Annotated in this window: 16 protein-coding genes and 1 rRNA gene; 7 read left to right on the forward strand and 10 right to left on the reverse strand. The window is 38.3% G+C overall.

Going from position 1 to position 18,943, the window contains the following annotated elements; translation table 11 throughout:
* The first annotated feature begins 186 nt into the window (after positions 1-186).
* Positions 187-1,533 carry an N-succinylarginine dihydrolase gene (gene astB / locus I6F49_RS05665; protein ID WP_197120064.1) on the forward strand — a complete coding sequence of 449 codons (1,347 nt, stop codon included), beginning with the start codon at positions 187-189 and terminating at the stop codon, positions 1,531-1,533.
* Between the two features lie 81 nt (positions 1,534-1,614).
* Here the strand turns inward: astB and I6F49_RS05670 are convergent, their stop codons facing one another.
* Positions 1,615-2,469 (reverse strand): mechanosensitive ion channel family protein, encoded by an 855-nt coding sequence (locus tag I6F49_RS05670; protein ID WP_197179090.1) that lies wholly within the window; start codon positions 2,467-2,469, stop codon positions 1,615-1,617.
* Positions 2,470-2,744: 275 nt separating this feature from the next.
* Here I6F49_RS05670 and I6F49_RS05675 point away from each other — a divergent pair, with 275 nt between their 5' ends.
* The gene (locus I6F49_RS05675) at positions 2,745-3,425 is read left to right on the forward strand and encodes an SDR family oxidoreductase (RefSeq protein WP_197179092.1); all 681 of its coding nucleotides are present in this window, start codon (positions 2,745-2,747) and stop codon (positions 3,423-3,425) included.
* A gap of 128 nt (positions 3,426-3,553) precedes the next feature.
* On the opposite strand, the gene I6F49_RS05680 is transcribed toward I6F49_RS05675, so the two are convergent.
* Positions 3,554-3,892 carry a carbon starvation protein CstA gene (locus I6F49_RS05680; protein ID WP_197179094.1) on the reverse strand — a complete coding sequence of 113 codons (339 nt, stop codon included), beginning with the start codon at positions 3,890-3,892 and terminating at the stop codon, positions 3,554-3,556.
* A gap of 178 nt (positions 3,893-4,070) precedes the next feature.
* A complete protein-coding gene (locus tag I6F49_RS05685) occupies positions 4,071-4,985 on the reverse strand; it encodes a YecA family protein (protein ID WP_197179096.1) in 915 nt (304 codons plus the stop codon).
* Positions 4,986-5,379: 394 nt separating this feature from the next.
* Here I6F49_RS05685 and I6F49_RS05690 point away from each other — a divergent pair, with 394 nt between their 5' ends.
* The gene (locus tag I6F49_RS05690) at positions 5,380-6,699 is read left to right on the forward strand and encodes a M20/M25/M40 family metallo-hydrolase (RefSeq protein ID WP_197179098.1); all 1,320 of its coding nucleotides are present in this window, start codon (positions 5,380-5,382) and stop codon (positions 6,697-6,699) included.
* 60 nt (positions 6,700-6,759) lie between these two features.
* On the opposite strand, the gene I6F49_RS05695 is transcribed toward I6F49_RS05690, so the two are convergent.
* The 4 genes from I6F49_RS05695 to I6F49_RS05710 all read right to left on the reverse strand — a co-directional run bounded on the left by I6F49_RS05695 (position 6,760) and on the right by I6F49_RS05710 (position 10,177).
* A complete protein-coding gene (locus tag I6F49_RS05695) occupies positions 6,760-7,557 on the reverse strand; it encodes a response regulator (RefSeq protein WP_149593276.1) in 798 nt (265 codons plus the stop codon).
* Positions 7,558-7,709: 152 nt separating this feature from the next.
* On the reverse strand, positions 7,710-8,426 hold the full coding sequence (locus tag I6F49_RS05700; protein ID WP_197179100.1) for an SIR2 family NAD-dependent protein deacylase: 717 nt from the start codon (positions 8,424-8,426) through the stop codon (positions 7,710-7,712).
* A complete protein-coding gene (locus tag I6F49_RS05705) occupies positions 8,423-9,439 on the reverse strand; it encodes a Kelch repeat-containing protein (protein WP_197179108.1) in 1,017 nt (338 codons plus the stop codon). Before I6F49_RS05705 ends, I6F49_RS05700 begins: the two co-directional genes overlap by 4 nt.
* 108 nt (positions 9,440-9,547) lie before the next feature.
* The gene (locus I6F49_RS05710) at positions 9,548-10,177 is read right to left on the reverse strand and encodes an NAD(P)-dependent oxidoreductase (RefSeq protein ID WP_197179110.1); all 630 of its coding nucleotides are present in this window, start codon (positions 10,175-10,177) and stop codon (positions 9,548-9,550) included.
* Between the two features lie 102 nt (positions 10,178-10,279).
* On the opposite strand from I6F49_RS05710, the gene I6F49_RS05715 reads away from it, so the two are divergent.
* Complete coding sequence (locus tag I6F49_RS05715) at positions 10,280-11,188, forward strand: LysR family transcriptional regulator (RefSeq protein ID WP_197179112.1); 909 nt, start codon at positions 10,280-10,282, stop codon at positions 11,186-11,188.
* A gap of 52 nt (positions 11,189-11,240) precedes the next feature.
* Here I6F49_RS05715 and I6F49_RS05720 read toward each other — a convergent pair whose 3' ends face one another.
* On the reverse strand, positions 11,241-12,116 hold the full coding sequence (locus I6F49_RS05720; RefSeq protein ID WP_197179122.1) for a diguanylate cyclase domain-containing protein: 876 nt from the start codon (positions 12,114-12,116) through the stop codon (positions 11,241-11,243).
* 475 nt (positions 12,117-12,591) lie between these two features.
* On the opposite strand from I6F49_RS05720, the gene I6F49_RS05725 reads away from it, so the two are divergent.
* From I6F49_RS05725 to I6F49_RS05735, 3 genes are read left to right on the forward strand one after another with little or no spacing between them, the layout of a single operon-like run.
* The gene (locus I6F49_RS05725; protein WP_197179130.1) at positions 12,592-14,652 is read left to right on the forward strand and encodes a TonB-dependent receptor plug domain-containing protein; all 2,061 of its coding nucleotides are present in this window, start codon (positions 12,592-12,594) and stop codon (positions 14,650-14,652) included.
* A 9-nt stretch (positions 14,653-14,661) separates the two neighbouring features.
* Complete coding sequence (locus I6F49_RS05730; RefSeq protein ID WP_166421902.1) at positions 14,662-15,189, forward strand: YfiR family protein; 528 nt, start codon at positions 14,662-14,664, stop codon at positions 15,187-15,189.
* 4 nt (positions 15,190-15,193) lie between these two features.
* Complete coding sequence (locus I6F49_RS05735) at positions 15,194-17,212, forward strand: EAL domain-containing protein (RefSeq protein WP_197179132.1); 2,019 nt, start codon at positions 15,194-15,196, stop codon at positions 17,210-17,212.
* Between the two features lie 94 nt (positions 17,213-17,306).
* Here I6F49_RS05735 and I6F49_RS05740 read toward each other — a convergent pair whose 3' ends face one another.
* A complete protein-coding gene (locus I6F49_RS05740; RefSeq protein WP_197179134.1) occupies positions 17,307-17,942 on the reverse strand; it encodes a methyltransferase family protein in 636 nt (211 codons plus the stop codon).
* An 893-nt stretch (positions 17,943-18,835) separates the two neighbouring features.
* Positions 18,836-18,943 (reverse strand): 5S ribosomal RNA (gene rrf / locus I6F49_RS05745); the annotation flags it as partial.

Consider the following 18,943-nt stretch of genomic DNA (forward strand, 5'->3'; position numbering starts at 1 on the left):
GAAATTTATGAATAAACCTTATTTAATTACTTATTAGCCACCTGATATAAAAACGAAGCTCCCTGCAAAAAATCACACATATAAAAACATCGAAAAATTAGTAAAAACACTGCGTTTATAACTTTGCAAGCAGCCCTATTGCGTTGTATTGTTGCACCCTATTGAAAATTTTTAGTTGGAACGTGTATGCACGCTTTGGAAGTTAATTTTGATGGCTTAGTTGGCCCTACTCACAACTACGCTGGTTTATCGTATGGTAATGTTGCCTCGTTAAATAACGCAGCAAGCTTTTCAAATCCTCAAGAGGCTGTGCTTCAAGGCCTTGAAAAAATGAAAGCCATGCACGACAAAGGCCTAACTCAAGGTGTATTTGCCCCTCATGCGCGCCCCGACTTAAACGTACTACGCCGCTTAGGCTTTACCGGTAACGATGCGCAAGTTATTCATAAAGCGTTTAAAGCCGATCCTATTTTATTACGTGCGTGTTATTCAGCGTCTGCAATGTGGACAGCCAATGCCGCTACGGTATCGCCATCTCCTGATACAACCGACGGCAAAGTACATTTTACTTCAGCTAATTTAAATAATAAGTTTCATCGTTCATTAGAGCCTGCAACCACTACGCGCTTATTAAAAGCCATGTTTAATAACGATAAGTACTTTGCACACCATACCCATTTGCCTGACCAAGGCTTTTTTGGCGACGAAGGTGCAGCAAACCATACTCGTTTTTGTGACAGCCACGGCGAGCAAGGTCTTGAAATGTTTGTATTTGGTGCCAGCGCGTTTAACAGCCAATTACCAAAACCCGCTAAGTTTCCTGCAAGGCAAACACTTGAAGCCTCAGAAGCAATTTGTCGCTTACATAACTTAAAAGATTCAAGCCAAATTTTACTACAGCAAAATCCAGACGTAATAGACCAAGGCGTGTTTCATAACGATGTAATTGCAGTAGGTAACGCCAACGTATTACTGTGCCACCAGCAAGCATTTTTAAACCAAGCTTTGGCACTGCAAGATATTCGCGAAGCGTATGTGGGCAATAAAGAATTTTATATTATTGAAGTACCTACCGATAAAGTAAGCATTACCGACGCTGTAAGTAGCTATTTATTTAACAGCCAGCTAGTGAGCCTTGAAGATGGTTCAATGCTGTTAGTGGCACCACAAGAGTGTAAACGCAACAGCGCGGTTAACGCCTACATTGAAGAAATGATTATGGCTGATAACCCAGTAAACCAAGTGCAGTTTTTTGATTTACGCCAAAGTATGCAAAATGGCGGCGGCCCAGCTTGCTTGCGTTTACGTGTAGCTCTTAATGAGCAAGAACTTGCTGCAGTAAACCCAGAGGTTATTTTAACTGATACTAAATACACACAACTGTGTGACTGGGCAAAACGTAACTACCGCGACAAATTAGGCGCAAGTGACTTTGCAGACTCAGCCCTACTCACTGAAAGCTACCAAGCACTTGATGAGCTTACACAACTACTTAATTTAGGCTCAGTGTACGACTTTCAATTAGAGCGTTAATACCTCAGTCAATACAAAAATAGCGAGCCAAGGCTCGCTATTTTTATTTATGTTTATGTTTATTTTTATGCTAATACGTATTTAAGCATCTTTTTTAACAGTTATTGTCGATGCCATCGACTCAGATATATGCAGCGTACGCTGCGGAAACGGAATACTCAGCCCAGCACCTTCAATAGCTTCTTTAACGCGTTTATTTAGATCCCACACGGTTTGCCAATAATCACCATTTACAGTCCATGCGCGTAATTGAATGTTTACCGCGCTTTCACCTATTGATGTCACCATTACTTTAGGTGCAGGCTCTGCGAGTAATCGGCTCTCTGATGCGGCTAATTCTTTAAGCACATTTAAACCAACGTCAATCGAGTCGGCATACGAAATACCCACCACTATGTCCATTCGTCTTTTGCCATTACGGGTAAAGTTTTTAATATTGCCACCCCACACTTTACTGTTAGGGGATGCAATATAAAGACCGTCGGTGGTTTTAAAAATAGTAGTAAATAAATGTATTTCACTCACCGTGCCAAGCGTGCCACTGGCATCAACAAAGTCGCCTATTTTAAAAGGTCTGAGTATTAGCAGCATAATACCCGCAGCAATATTGCTCAGCGTATTTTTAAGCGCTAAACCAATCGCTAAACCAGCAGCACCCATTAGCGCAATTAAGCTTGCCGTATTAACGCCAAAAATATCTAAAATAAACAGCCCTGCAATTATATAAACCAAATAACCAGCAATGCTCGATAAAAGAGGAAGTAACGTACTATCCACTCTTTTTAATGGCGATTTAGAGTTTTTAATCGCTTTTTTAACCGAACGTGCAATAAGCGCGCTCGCAACTAAAATCGCCAATGCTAAAACCACTTTGTAACCTAAAGTGATGATTGTTTCTGAATGGCTTTGCCAAAACGCTAAAAGTTTCTCTTTCATGTTTGTTCCGATAAATGTGGCTGAAACTCAGCAAAATAATGGTTAAATTTAATAAAAACCGACTTCAAAAGAAGTGGCGCGAGTATATAGAATAAAAAATTTAAACCTACTTTTTTTAATCACTTATTTCAATTTTAATAACGGCCTATAAACCACGGTTATTAGAATATAAAACACAGCTATTTACGGCGAATTTATAGCGACTATTCAATGTAGGTTAATCGTTTATTGGTATGGTCGGTTTAAGTTTTTAACGTTCATTAAAGAGGTTATTTATGGCAAAAGAAAAAATAGTACTCATAACCGGCGCTTCAAGTGGCATTGGTGAAGCAACCGCAAAAACCCTTGTTAATAATGGTCATAAAGTAATACTTACCGCTAGACGCGAAGATAAATTAACTGAGTTAGTAGAGTCATTAGGCTCAAATAATGCACTGGGCGTAGCCGCAGATGCAACCGACTTTACTGCGCTTGAAAACGTAGTTACTAAAGGCATTGAAAAGTTTGGCCGATTAGATGTAGCCTTTGCTAACGCAGGCATGGGGGTTTCAACCGCAGGCACCGAAAAAGGCGACCCTGATGAGTGGTCAACCATGATCGATATAAACATCAAAGCGCTACTTTGGACGGCAAAATTAACCCTGCCGCATTTACGCCAAAACAAAGGTCACTTTATATTAACCAGCTCTGCCGCTGGCCGTAAGCCAATTGGAGGCTCTATTTACGGTGCAACTAAATGGTTTGCTTACGGGTTTGGACAAAACCTAGCTGAGGAAATGAGCGAGTGGAATGGCCGCTGCACCACCATAGCCCCAGGCATGGTAAACACCCCGTTTTTTGATGAAGCTAAACCCGACAAACTCGACCCACAAGATGTAGCCGACGCCGTACTGTTTGCTATTGAAGCAAACCAACGCAACAGCGTGCGTGAGATTTATTTAATGCCGACTAATTAAAACGTTATTTAGCTTGGACTGTCAGGTGTAATGCCAATGGTGTTAAACCTGATGGTTGTTAGTGCTTAGTTTGGGTTCGATGTTAGTAGGTAAGAATGGATTAAAGGTATTAGGCATTTAAAGTCTTGTTAATTGCCAATGCTGTCCTTAAACCATATGTAAGCAAAATATAGGACAACGGCAATATATCCAAAAGAAATAACTAGGTTTACTTTCCAAAGGTTTAGCCAAAAATTGCCTCTGAAATAAGTGCGTTCTCTTACTTTATGGTAAAACAATGCTACTGAAGTGGGCACTAATATTAACGCAGACCAACCAAGCATAGGTAACACCATAAACATAATGCCTATACCTGCACCTCCCGCTGAAGCATCGGATGCTTCACCATCAATTGGGGCTAGCATCACGTAGCCTAAAATAAACCCGGCAGTCGCAAGTATAAAACCTAAAAGCTGAAGTGTTCGCATAATTATCCTTGGCAACTAACAAGACTGTAAAATAACGCCAACAGCCAAATTCAATTAAAAAACGAGATTATGTAATTAACTTTAAGCATTTTTAAAGCATTACAAAATTTAGGTTGGGTGTCACTGTAATTCACGCAGGAGCAAAACCAACTGTTTTTGTCCTTATCGAATCGTCTTGTTAGCACAACGTACCACAACACTTTTTGAATTTTTTACCACTTTTACAAGGGCATTGTTCATTGCGACCAGTTTTTTTAGTGCCTTGAGAAGGTATTTGTGGTGGTTCGTAACCTGTAGTCATGGACATGCTTACACTACCTCCTCCGACACCTAAGCTCATTGATTCATTATTTATATCAACGCCTACTTTACTGCCAAATATTTCAATTGCACTGGCATTTAAAACATAACCTGTAGGACTTATGACTTTTAAGTTTTGATTTTCTCTACAAGTAATTTTTGAGCCAAGGTATTCCATTTCTAAACGCTCAATTATTAAATTTCGTGGAGGTTCAGTTCTTAAAATTAAAACAATATCTCCAAGTGCTTTCCTTATTGTAATTCGCCTGCCAACAACTTCTACATCCCAGTTTTCTGTTGTTGTAACCCACTCATTGTCTACAATTTTAAGTATTTCTTTCCCTTCTCGATCAGCTAATAAAGCATTAATTCTAAATGGTGCCCCATCAACTTCTGGTGGATGAATAGAAAAAATACTATTACCATTAATTCTGATTAATGTTTCTACATCTTCACATAGTAAAGTGCCAATTTTTATTTTAGGAGGCACAAGCCCCAAATCAAAAGGACCGAATGAAAAGCCTTGATTTAAACAGTAAGGTTTTTGAGAGCGTAATTTTATGGTCTCTTTAGACAGAATTTTTCTTGTAACTCGATCATGGCAACCACCGCACAAAAGTACAATATGATTTGGATTATGCTCAGTAGCTTCGGCAAATGTAGGCTCTACGTGTTCATATTGGTAAACGGCATTTCCACAATTAACACAACCAAAACCACACCTCTGTCTGATTTCTCTTTTTACACCATCTTTTATGGTATCAGTTAATCCAAACTTATTGATTCGTGCCATATGACTCCATTAGTTGTGCTAACAATTTAGTCTACGACATTTGTCGTTTTACAAACCGACAAATGTCTTTATATTACAATAATTTTATCCTAGCTATAAAATAAACAACTGTAAACTGTTAGTTAGCTTCGCCTTACCTTTTCTAAATGCAGCAAAAACCCCAAATGATGGAGGTCAGTAATATCAGGCAAATTGCTGTTTAGTTGTACTAGTTGCATATTAGTTAAAAGGTTATATTTTAAATACCTGTGTTTAAACTAATAACGCGTTCACCCTTAAACTTGTAGCTCGTTATTACTTATAAAATCTGTTAAAAATCACAATCTATTCCTATTGAATACTCTGTATTTTTACTTCATATTAAATACTCTTATTTCTCACTTATTATGCTGTTATGTCATTTTTAAAACTTAGCCATGCACTTATTCTCACACTTGCTAGTACCTTACCGCTTACAAGCCATGCGGCGCTTGATAAAAACGAGCGTGAAATAATAAAACAGGTCGATAAAAATATTCCCCAAGCTCTGCAAGAAATAGAGCAAGCCGTAAATATTAATAGCGGTTCGCTTAATATTGAAGGTGTAAAAAAAGTAGGTGCGCTGACAAGCGAGCAGCTTAAAGCCATTGGTTTTAAAGTAGAGTGGCTTGATGGCAGTGCGTTTAACCGAGCAGGGCATGTATTAGCAACCCATGAGAGTAATGATCCCGATGCAATAAAAATACTGATGATCGGCCATCTAGATACGGTATTTGCCAAAAACGATGACTTTACCACTTATAAAAAGCTTGATGCCAATACAGCCAGTGGCCCAGGCGTTGCCGATATGAAAGGCGGTAACACGATAATAATTACCGCACTTAAAAGCTTACAAGCCCTTAATTTACTCGAAAATGTAAGCATAAAAGTATTACTGACTGGCGATGAAGAAAGCAGCGGTCGCCCTCTTAGCTTATCTAAACAAGCTATTGTTGATGCAGCAATTTGGGCGGATGTAGCGCTTGGCTATGAAAATGGCGACAACAATATTAAAACTGCCATGGCGGCGCGCCGTGGTTATACCGGCTGGACGCTAAACGTAACGGCCAATGCTGCACATTCGTCGCAAATATTTAGTGAAAGCGTTGGTTATGGCGCTATTTACGAAGCATCGCGTATTTTAAATGATTTTAGAGAACAACTTGCCACGCAACCTAACTTAACATTTAATCCTGGGCTTATTGTGGGAGGCACAAATGCCGACTACGACAGTGCTAACTCGTCAGCAACGGCGTTTGGTAAAAGTAACGTAATAGCACAAACCGTGCATGTAGCAGGTGATTTACGTGCGCTTTCGCCAAAACAATTCGAAAGCGCAAAAAGGTCAATGCAACTCATTGCTAGCAACAGTTTAAATGGTAGTAAAGCTGAGCTTATTTTTGAAGACGGTTACCCGCCAATGGCATTAACTGATGGCAATAAAAAGCTATTAGAACTTTACAGCGACGCAAGCCACGATTTAGGCTTTAACAAAGTAGTAGCAGCAAACCCACGTAATGCCGGCGCTGCAGATATTTCGTTTGCGGCAAGCCATGTTGATATGGCACTTGATGGTTTGGGCTTAATGGGCAGCGGCGCGCACACTAAAAACGAAACAGCTGACTTAACCAGCCTTGATAAAAATATCAAAAAAACCGCATTACTTATTTATAGATTAGGGCAGCTACAAGAGTAGGTTTTTTACAAGTAAGCGAGGGCCAAATAAACTCAGTCCTACGCTTACTTACCGTTACTTTTAAGACATTATTTTAAACAATAAGTCTTTTACGGTTGCTGGCTCAAATGGTTTATCACAAATTGCATCAACACCTGCTTGGGCAATATTTGCTAGATGTGTTTCGTTTGCCTCTGAGCTCACCATTAAAATAGGGATATGGGAGTAACTATTTGAGCTTCTAACGGTTTCGGTTAGTTCGCGCCCGTCCATTTCTGGCATGTTGTAGTCGGTTACTATTAAGTCGAATGATTGATTATTTAAGTGCTCAATAGCTTCTTTACCGTTTTCAGCTTCTACTGGTGCAGGTATTCCCATACCGGCAAGTACGCGAATAATGTGCTTGCGCGCAAAGCGACTGTCATCTACAACCAATACTCGTAGTAATGTTACATCGAAATGTTCAAGCTCTACTTCTTCTTCACTAATTATGTCTAGCGTGGCTTTAAGTGCGCGTGTAATAGCGGTTGCACTAAAAGGCTTTGGTAAAATAGCTAATACGCCCGATTGACGAAGTTGCTCTAAATACTTTTTATTTCGCTCGCTCGATACAAGCATAAACGGTTGATGCTCGGTGCTTGGGTTTGATCTGATTTTTTGCAATAAGGTGTCGGCTGTTCCATCGGCCAAATACATGGCGCTTATTACTAAATCTGGTTGGTATTTAATAAGCAGTGCTAATGTTTGCTCTTGTGTGGTTGCCGTTTCTACTTGTTTAACGCCACTATCTAATAACGATTTTATAATTATTTTTTGTTGAACGTCTGAAGGTTCTACTAAAAGTATTGATAAATTGGCTATTGCGGTTAAATCACTCATTTATGTCTCTTGTATATTATTATGTTTTTATAAAGCGATTGCTTTTGCTAATTAATATTATAGAACAACATGTATAACTGGAGAGATAAAAACTTTGCAAAATTGTAAATAACATTAAAGATTGCGCGTTAAATACTCATAACGCGCTTACTTTAGTTGTTTTGAATGTACTCCAGTGCCGTCATTTTTTTATAACTCACATTGGGGTGTAAAATATGAGCCGGTTCGGGGTCCACAACTTCAATGGGAATGTTGTAATCACGGGCTATTTCTATCGCCATTTGTGTAATATTAACGCTAAACGAGGTGCCCATAAATACGATTTTATCGGCGTTGCTCATACGTTTTTGTGCTTCGCTAATTCTATAAAGCTCGGTGTAGTACTCGTCAAACAGCAAAACAAAGGGTTTAAAAGATTGATTAAGCTCGGGTGTTTGGTTTTTAATATTAAACACTTCAAATAAAGAGTTGTGCAGGCGGCTTTCGTCTACGTCTTCCCACGGAGCGGTAAATGGCGTTACGTCGTCGCCTTGCTCATGAAATAAGGTCATTTGATCAAGCCTGCCGTGTATAGCTATGTAATTTTTGTTACCTGCTTTGCCATCAAGCCCATCTATGTTTTGAGTAATTAGATTTTTGTCACTTAGCCAATGGTGCACGTCGTTTGGGCCATGGTTACGATACGTCGCAAAGCGATGGTAATACCATGCTAAAAACTCTTTAGGAGCGTTTTGGTACATTGCGCGTGTTGCCATTTCCATAGGCGTATAATTTTTACTGCCTATGGTCCAGTAACCATCCTCCCCTCGAAATGTGGGAATACCACTGGCTGCGCTGACTCCCGCCCCGGTAATGTAAAGGGTGTTCATTTTTGAACCTCGTAACCGAGTACGTTAGCACTTACTTGCTGGTTATTATCAATACCGCCAATTCGGTATAAAACACCGTTGTGCTCAAGTAAACCACGGTGATCCATACTTTTTACGTCAACCGGTGATAAAACCTGCCATTCGTTTTTATCAACACTAAAGCGCCAAACATGATTGCTTGCTGGTGCAGGTTTACCGTCGTAGCCTATTGCACCGTAGTTATATGGGTTATTAGAGCCTGCCAGCATATAAATATTGCCGTTATAGCTGGTGGCTGCCATTCGATAGTGAGCGGTGCCCGTTGGGTGTGGCAGCGTGCGCCAATCTATTTTTTGTGGATTAGTTGAATCTATAGTGCCTTTTAAGCACTGTGCTACGCCTGCAAACGAGCGACGCGAATCTGGGTTTGCTTGTGTTTTAACGCCATCACAAATAACAATGGTATTACCGCTAATTGCAGCAGCTTGGCCAAATACGGGCTCACCGAGAAATGGCGAGGCTTGTTGCCATGTATTATTTTGTGTGTCGTACACTTGTACTAAATTTACGTTGCCGTCGTTATGCCAGCCGCTAATTAAGTAAATGTAACGCGCTTTATAGCTTAGCGCTACGCTGTCGTCTACGGGTACTGGCATGCTCGCAAGGTGGGTGTAAGTATCTTTTATTACGTCGTACTTATATACGTCTGGGCTTGAAACTTCAGTATGATCCTCTGCTACCGTATAGCCGCCAAACACATAGGCGTACTCACCTAAACCCACTGCGGTACTAGCTAAGCGCCCTTTTAGTGGCAAACTTGAAGGCACGCCAGTTTTAGATTGCCACTGTGAATCGCCAATTTTAAGCGCCCACACTTTGTTATGCACTGACGAGTGCTGTTTATCGCGGCCCAGCCCCATAAAGCTTAAAAAATAGGTTTGGTTTTGTGCTGTTACTTTAGCTACCGCATTATTAGCAACAGGCTCTGGTAAAGCGGGAAGACTTGCTAACGCAAGGGAAAAAATAAGGCTCATAAGGCAAATAATTTAATAAAGATTAATATACCCAGATTAAATTATTTTAGCCTTATGAGCCAGTATTGTTATATCTAAATAATCAAACGCTTTTAATTGATAATTAGGCTAGTAGGCAATACTAATATGCTGATTTACATGCGCCGCATTTTGCGCTTCATCAACCATTGCTGTTGCGTAATCAGTGACCGAAACTTTGCTTTCGCCTGCGTCATTAGTAAAAAATGTATTGTCGCCTATACGGTAATCGCCTTCATTATCACCCGGATAAATAATGGCAGCAGGGCTTACAAACGTCCATGAAGCAGAGCTAGTTGTTGTTTTAAATACTTTAAGTGCTTCACCTTGTGCTAGCGCTTCGGCTTTATATTCATCAGGAAACTCTGGTGTTGATACAAGCGTAACTCCAGGTGCGACTTCTAAACTACCTGCACCACCCACCCACAATAAACGTGTATTAGTATTATTAAGTGCGTTAAGTAAGCGCTCTGCTGTTTGCGCTACAAGTTCGTGATTGCCACTTGCTCGACCGCCTACCGAAGCAATAACAACATCAACGCCTTCAAGTACTGATGCAATGCTATCTTGGCTTTGTAAATCAAATACACGAACGACCTTGTTATCAGTTACTTTTGCGGTATCGCGTACAATGCTAATTACTTCTAAACCACGTTTAGTTGCTTGTTGTACTATTGTGCTGCCAATCCAACCTGTTGCGCCTAAAACTGCTATTTTCATTATCGTTTCTCTATCTGTTAAGTTGATAAAGTAAGTTTACTTGCATTACTTAAAGTGATAAATACACAGTTAAGACACATATTAGTTCAAAGTAAGTTACCAATGGATAAAATAACCGCAATTACGAGTTTTGTTGAAGTTGCCCGCTGTGGCAGCTTTACTAAATCAGCCGAACATTTAGAGTTAAGCCGTTTACAAGTAACTCGCCATGTACAAGAAATAGAACAATGGCTTTCACTCAGGCTATTTCATAGAACCACACGTAAAGTAAGCTTGACCATTCAGGGCGAAGAAGCACTTATTTACTGCCAACAAATCCTCAGTACGGTGTCTGATTTACAAAGCAGAGCGCATAGCCATAATAATGAGCTGGTGGGCACAATTCGAATCGCCTCTCCTATTGGGCTTGGCCAAAACTTGTTATTTGATATGGTGGAGCAATTTACTGCTATTCATCCTCAAACTAATATTCAACTTGTACTTTCGGATAACTTGTCACAATTGGTTGATGAACGTGTTGATGTGGCGCTGCGTTATATTGATCAACCTAGTGAGCAGCTTATTGCGCGTAAACTCATGCATATAGATAGTGTGTTGTGTGCATCAAAAACCTATTTAGCTACATCACCTTTGCTAAACGAGCCACAGGACTTACTTAATCATAATTGCTTAGTGCATAGCAGCGCGGCTAAATGGCGAATATTATCGAGTAAAAGTAATGAACAAGTTGGCGTAAGTGGCAATTTGCAATCAAACGAAATGACCGTATTAGTTAAAGCTGCAGTTAAAGGAATGGGGATTGCTAATATTCCATGCGATTTAGCTAATCCTTACTTAAGGAGTGGCGAACTCGTTGAGGTTTTACCTGAGTATTACTCACCAGGACACAATTTATGGGCAGTTTATTTATCAAGAAACTACCAACAAACTGTTGTAAGAGCATTTATAGATTTTTTAGCACAGCACTGGCAAAGTGATATTAAAAATATGGCGACAAGTAAGATACTGTAGCGAAAGGTGTTGTGGTCATGAGTTAGTTTAAGGTGAAAAATCAACGTCGGTATTAAGGTAAATAGGCTACGTTGTCTAAGCCTCGTTGTTTATTTTTGTACATCGCTTGGTCAGCATGTTTTATAAGTTCGTGATCTGTTTGACCGTGCTCGGGGTAGTTTGCAATACCAATACTAGGTGAGATATTTAAGCTTAATTCATCAAGTGTAAATGTCGCTTTAAATTGGGCAAGCAATTTTAATTTTATAAAGTCAGCCTCGGTTAGTGATTTTAAATTATCTAAAATAATCAAAAATTCATCTCCCCCTAAACGCCCAACTGTATCGTACTCTCTAATGACACTAGAGAGCCTAATAGCAATGCTGTGCAGTAGTTTATCTCCCACACTATGCCCGTAAGTATCGTTAACAGCTTTAAAGCCGTCTATGTCGATAAATAGTAATGAAAAAAATGAATCGTTTCTTTGTGCTTTTATTAGCGTGCTTTGCAATCTATCCATTAATAACGAGCGATTAGGTAAGCCGGTAAGTACATCGTGGCCTGCCAGATAATACAATTGTTCTTCCATTATTTTACGCTCAGTTATGTCGTGCGCTACAGCAATTCTTACTTGATGTTGCTCTGACCAACGAACAGACCATAGTATATGAACTATTTGACCATTTTTTCTTATCCAGCGGTTTTCAAAGCGGGGGTTTACCGTTTCGCCAGACAATAGCGTAGCTACAGCGTTATGTGTTTTATAATGATCACCTTCGTAAACATAGTTAATCATTTTTTTGCCAACAACTTCATCGGCTGTATAACCAAAAATTTGCTCAAACGCGGCACTGACAAAAACAAATGTGCCTTGTTTATCTACCACGCATACCGCATCAAGCATTAAATCGAGAACTTCTTCTACATTAATTAATTCATTTTTTTCCATACTTTGGTGCCTTCAAAGCAAAACCAAGCGAATTTAAGTATTCTATATACCTTTAATAAAAGCAAAGAGAATTAAGTACTCAACAATAGTTAATTTAACGTTACACTATAATTTTATTTTTATGCCACTCTCTCTACCTTTATAAAAACATGGTCTAAAATATTAATGACCTAAAAGTGCTTTTAAATCCCTCTAAAATAGACTAACTTTTAACTTATATAACTGATAGCTATGAGTAACTTCCTCTTTGCTTACTCTGCTGAAAATATTTATATGAAGGCTGTATACTTTATTTCCAGATTTTTTTTACAATTCGTAACGTGTAATAAAAATTTAATAACTACAAAATTGATTTGTTTGATTTAATCGTAATTATACTTTTACATTGCTAATATATGTTAACATTGTGTGATATCACATGTTTTACAAAAACAATGACTGTTTTTGATTTTTTGATTGCGCTGGAGACTTTTGGGTGAAAATATCACAACGTTTATTTTGGCCGTTACTTTTTGTTTGCCCACTTTTAGCGGCTGAGCCGTTTGAAGACGAAGACCTTGATCTTGATGCTTTAATGGGTATGGATGTGCAAGCAACCTCTGCAATGAAAAGAGCGCAATCAGCATTTGATACCGCTTCATCTATTTACGTTTTAAGTAAAGAGCAAATAACAAAATCTGGAGCAACCTCTGTTCCCGAAGCACTCAAAATGGTGCCTGGTTTAATTGTACGTCAGCTCGATAATAATCAATGGGCTATTTCATCAAGAGGCATTGCCTCTCGCTTTTCAAGCAAACTGTTAGTAATGATTGATGGGCAAAGCTTGTATACCCCAAAATTTGCGGCAGTTTACTGGGAAACCCTAAACGTGCCTTTGTACGATATTGAACGCATTGAGGTAATACGCGGACAAGGCGGGTTACTTTGGGGTAGCAACGCAAATAATGGTGTAATTAACATTATTACTAAAAATAGTATTGATACTCGCGGTGGATACGCAAATATAACCACTGGTAACCAAATAAATGCTGATGCAAACCTTCGCTACGGTGGTGATATAAGTAACAAAGGAAGTTACCGAGTTTACGGCCACTTAAAAGATGCCAATGAGTCAAAAAAAGGAATTTCACTCACTCCAAGCGATACAACCAAGCAAAATTCTTTAGGTTTTAGGGCTGACTTTACCCCTAGTGATGAGTGGTCAGCACTACTTCAAGGCGATATAACTCACTCAAAACTTGGCCAAAACTATCGAGGCGTTATAGATGAAACCAACGCAAACATTGCATTTTCGGATGATTTAAAACGAACAGACTCACGCATAATGGCAAGGTTAGAAAATAGAATGTCGCCAGATGCAAACCAGATGCTACAAGTTTCTTGGCTTAAACAAAATGGCTCTCAAAATTATATTAAAGAAGACTTTCAATCGATAGATATTGATTATCAGATGAACTTTATATATCAATCTCTACAACTAGATTGGGGCTTAAACTACCGATACAATTCTATATCTTTCGCAGAAAGCGTATTTTTAGATAGTGATAAAGACTTCGATAACCTCACACAATATGGTGCACTTGTCCAAGCTCAGTACAATGTGATTCCTGATACCCTTGACTTTATTATTGGTACTAAACTTGACCATAACGATTTAACTGGGTGGGAAAATCAACCATCAGCAAGACTTATTTATAAGCCAGCCGACAACAACATTGTATGGGGTGCTGTATCACGAAGTGTTCGAACTCCTACTCTAATTGAGTTTAACGATAACTTTAAAGTTAATGGTACAAAAGTAATAAACCTAGCGGGTATCAGTTCAGGCTTTGAACAAATAGACAACTATAGAATTCCAACATACCTAAATGGTAATGACAATGTTAAGTCAGAAAACTATCTATCGTATGAATTAGGCTACCGATTTACAACTAACGACTGGTCGTTAGATTTATCGTCTTATTATACTGATGCTAAAAATGTAGCGGTTATTGATATGAATACTCATGCTGAGCAATTCATTTCTATACTCGATTTATTTCTAGCAGGGAGAATTCCAGAAGTCTTTCAAGCACTAACAATGACTCGCTTAGATTTAGACTTTGCATCTGTAGCAGACACAACCACTAAAGGGTTCGACCTAGTTGTATCATGGCAACCAGTTGATAACCTCAATACTGAGTTTGGCTATAGCTATACTGACTATAATTACGACTTACCTCCAAGAGTAGAACCGGCTATCGGCTATGACTCTAAAAACAGGCAGTTATTTGTAAAAGCCGATTATACATTCTTAGATGACCATAATGTATTTGCGACATTACGATCAGTAAACTCCAATGCATATAACACCGATAATTACACAACGTTAGATATTAGTTGGAATTGGCAGGCTACTCCAGTGTGGTCTACTGCAATTTCAGGTAAAAACCTATTTTCAGGTTCACATATTGAGTACAACAATACGCGCGAAACCTATACATTACCGAACTATATTGATGAATGTATTACATTCACTATTTCAGCAAATTTCTAAGTTAATTAGATGATTAAGTTAAGAAGTATAATTCACAGTAGCTTAATAACATTGACACTTTTTAGTGCCAGCGTTAGCGCTGTTGAAAAAGAATACATGTTAAAAGCAGGCTTCTTATATAACTTTGCACGTTTTGGACACTGGGATTATCAATTAGAATCCCTTAATGAATTTACTATTTGTAGCCCTGATAAATACTTTATTAATGTGGCTAATACCGCTTTAAAAAATCGCACGATAAAAAACTTACCTCTATACAACAAATTAATTACTCTTGATGAAGTCTCAACTTCTGCGTGTAACATGCTATTTATTACCTCGGATACATTTGCTCAATGGCAAAACATAACTCCTTTAGATCTAAAAAATATTATGGTCATTGGTGAAACAGACTCATTTATTGAAAATGGCGGCCATATCAAATTCTTTCTTTCCAGTGGTAAAATTCGCTTTGAAATTGCACCACAACAGCTTAAAGATGCAGGCATTACTATGAGTTCAAAAGTACTACGCCTAGCCCGCGTTGTAGAAAGGTAATGTAATGAAAAAACTATTTTCACTCAATACAATAAGTAAAAAATTATTATTCATCTTAATGAGTGTAGCGCTCGTATCTACCGCAATAGTGACGATTGTATTTAGTGCTTATGAGATCAGCAGCGCTAAAGAGGAGCAAATAGAAAGCTTAGGTTCTCTGTCAAAAATGCTTTCACCCAATATAACTACCGCACTTATGTTTGACGATATAGACGCAGTACAAGAACTTATAAACCCAATACTGATGCGAGCAGATGTCATTAGTATAATGGTAATGAGTACGACTGGTGAACAATTAGCTATTGCACACTCCGAAGATACACAAACAGAACAAAGCATTGAAGTTAATACTTTGCTTCAACTTGATATGTATAATTATGGTGTATTAAAGATACGTGCTAACGACAGCTACATTAAAGAAAGAATCACTTTTTATACCAAGTTTATAATGATCCTGATGGTATTTACCTTTGCGGTTAGCCTTATTTTGTCTCTTTTACTAAGACGTAAATTTTTAAACCCAATTTTATATTTAGCACAAACAGCCAGTAAAATAACCACATCACATGACTATAGTTTACGCGCAGAACAACTATCACAAGATGAAGTCGGACAGTTAACATCTTGTTTTAACGATATGTTATATAACATCGAAAAAAGAGAAAACTCATTAGAAAATCAAGTAAGGCTCCGTACTAATGAACTTGAAAATGCAAATATTCAGTTGCAACAATATGCCTACCAGGATGGGTTAACCGATTTACCAAATAGACGGTATTTTTACGAGAAACTACAAAGCTTAGTAAGTGTTGAAGGAATGAAATTCGCACTTATATTTATAGATTTAGATGGTTTTAAAGAAGTAAACGATAGCCTAGGCCATGATTATGGTGACTTATTATTACATCAAGTAGGAGCCAGGCTTCAAAGCTGTATAACAAGTAAAGATACAGTAGCTCGTTTAGGCGGAGACGAATTTACATTAATTTTAGAGGGTGTAAACAGTCCAGATGAAGCATCAAAAATTGCCGAAGCTATAAAAAACAGCTTAATGCAGAGTATTAAAATAAAAAAAGAAACCGTATTTGTTACGGCAAGCATAGGTTTAACGTTTTTTCCTACTGATGGTTCAACAGTAGAAGAACTCGTTAAACGTGCGGATCAAGCAATGTACTTGTCTAAGAATAAAGGTCGAAATCGCTACGAGTTTTTCTCGTATACTATTGAAGAAAAAGCCACAGAAAAACGTCGCCTAATAGAAGAAATACGCATAGCAATAACTCATAATCAATTTGAATTATATTACCAACCTATATTTTCAATTGATGGACAATCGGTGCCAAAAGCTGAAGCCCTTATTCGTTGGAATCATCCTGACCGAGGCCTAATAGGACCCAATGAATTTATACCCGTCGCTGAAAAAAATGGGTTAATAAACGACATCGGTCAATGGGTAAAATCTCAAGCGATTCAAGATACCGTTCAATTTAACGTTTTGAGTAAAAAAACAATTCAAATAAGTGTAAATACATCACCGCTTGAAATTGATCGTGCTGGTTGCTGGGTAGATGATTGGATTGCAGCAAGTAGGGAATATCAGCTGCCTGCAAAAACTATATTAATTGAAGTAACTGAAAACACACTAATGGATCCAGACTCGTCAATACAGCGACAATTAAAACGGTTGAGCGCCATTGATATAGATATAGCTATTGATGACTTTGGTGTTGGATACTCTTCTCTTGCATATTTACAGCGTTTAGATATCGATATTTTAAAAATAGATCGCTCGTTTATCAATGACCTTGAATCTAATGATAATAGCATCGCTCTCGTTAAAGCAATTATTACTATGGCACATAATTTAGATGTTATGGTTGTTGCTGAAGGCGTAGAAACACAAAAACAATACGATCTATTAAAGCAGCTTACCTGCGATTATATCCAAGGTTATATCTTTTCAAAGGCAGTTTCTAAAAAAGAGTTTATTAAAAAATATATAGAACAAAAAGAAGTTATCTAACTTATGCCTGTTATGCTTAAATTTATTAATCTAACATGGAGCACCCCACTAACTCTTCAATTTAAATCCTATATATTTAGAGTTTAATCCCAAGCTATAACCAGCGAGGGACAAGTTGCTTATACTCTTTATATTGTGTAGAAAAACGATGAGCTAAATGAGCTTCCTCAACTAAAGTTTGTCTATATATAGCTATAAAACCAATTACTAAGCAGGCCAAACTGAATACACTAGGTAAGGCTAAAAAGAAGCCGACCTGCGCTGCTACAACACCTAAGTACATCGGGTTTCTAGAATATTCATATAGCCCTGATGTTTTAAGCTCATGCGGTCCCTTGGGATCAATTCCTGAGCGCCAAAGTGCTGCCATATGAAAATGTACAAACATTGTTAAAATAAAGCCTGCGGTCAATAATACATCGCCAAATAATACTCCTGGCCAGCCATTGAGTATTGGGAATAGCCCTAGATAGCTATCTAACTCAGGTACAAACACCCTAATTACACATACAAACCAAATAGCAGCTCTGAAAAATTTAAAAACCATATGGTTCCACCAACTAGTACAGTATTTATCACCGGGATAAATAACGCCTGATGGTGTATCTCGATTTTTATAAATAATTCTAAATGTATAAAACCCCGCAACAAAAGTATAAAAAATAGCTAAGTAAATACGTGTAAATTCAACTAGCGAAGTAGAGTCATCTAAAAATGTTTCATAGGGCATCTAGTTACAGCTCACAATCATTATTGGTAGTAATTTTAAAACAACTAACTCAATAAATTTTAGTTATAAGGTCATGAAATTATATTAGTATTCATTGCCTTCATAAACAAGTTAAGTCGCTCGTTTGTTAGCTAATTTCAGTATTATTCAGAGAGTTAAATATAAAAAATAAGCTTATTCATTTACTAGTATTACCAAAAGCTCACTTTGTTTAAAACAGTTCATCAAGAGAATGCTGAATTAGCGATGAAAGGTCACAGTGTAAGTACTGCATTATTATTGGCGTAGCTTATTTTGTGTAATTAAACATTCTTTTAGCGTCGGGAGTCGCTGCGCTCGCCCGACCTACGTGGTAGGTGTTGATATGAGTGTGTATTAATTGCGCGTATTTCACTTTTCTTCAGACGTTAAAAAGCCCGAATCGCTAGATTCGGGCTTTCTACAATTTGAGGTCGGTGCGCTACGCAGTAGGATGTCGTAGTGCCCACAGCGGTAGAGAGTCACATAGCAAATGCTACACTATCTTTGGCCGGGGCTCGCCTTCGAGCTGTTTTGTTTCACTACTGAGTTCTGCATGCGCTTTTGGCTATTTATTAAATTCCAGACAGCAAAAAAACCGTCACATTTCTGTAACGGGTTTCTTTAATTTGAAGCCTGGTAATGTCGTAGTGCCCACAGCGGTGGAGAGTCACGTAGCAAATGCTACTATATTGGCGTGCAGAGGTATTGAGGGGTTTTATTGTGATTTTATTGTATTTTTAGCATCGGGAGTCGCGTTGCTCGCCCGACCTACGTGGTAGGTGTTGATGCATGTGCATTAATTGCGCGCATTTCACTTTTCTGTAGACGTAAAAAAGCCCAAATCGTTAGATTCGGGCTCTCTACAATTTGAAGCCTGGTAATGTCCTACTTTCACATAGCAAATGCTACACTATCATCGGCGCTGTTTCGTTTCACTACTGAGTTCGGCATGGAATCAGGTGGGTCCAAAACGCTATTGT

Origin of the sequence: Pseudoalteromonas sp. SWN166, assembly GCF_015864485.1 — a bacterium.
Lineage (GTDB): Bacteria > Pseudomonadota > Gammaproteobacteria > Enterobacterales > Alteromonadaceae > Pseudoalteromonas.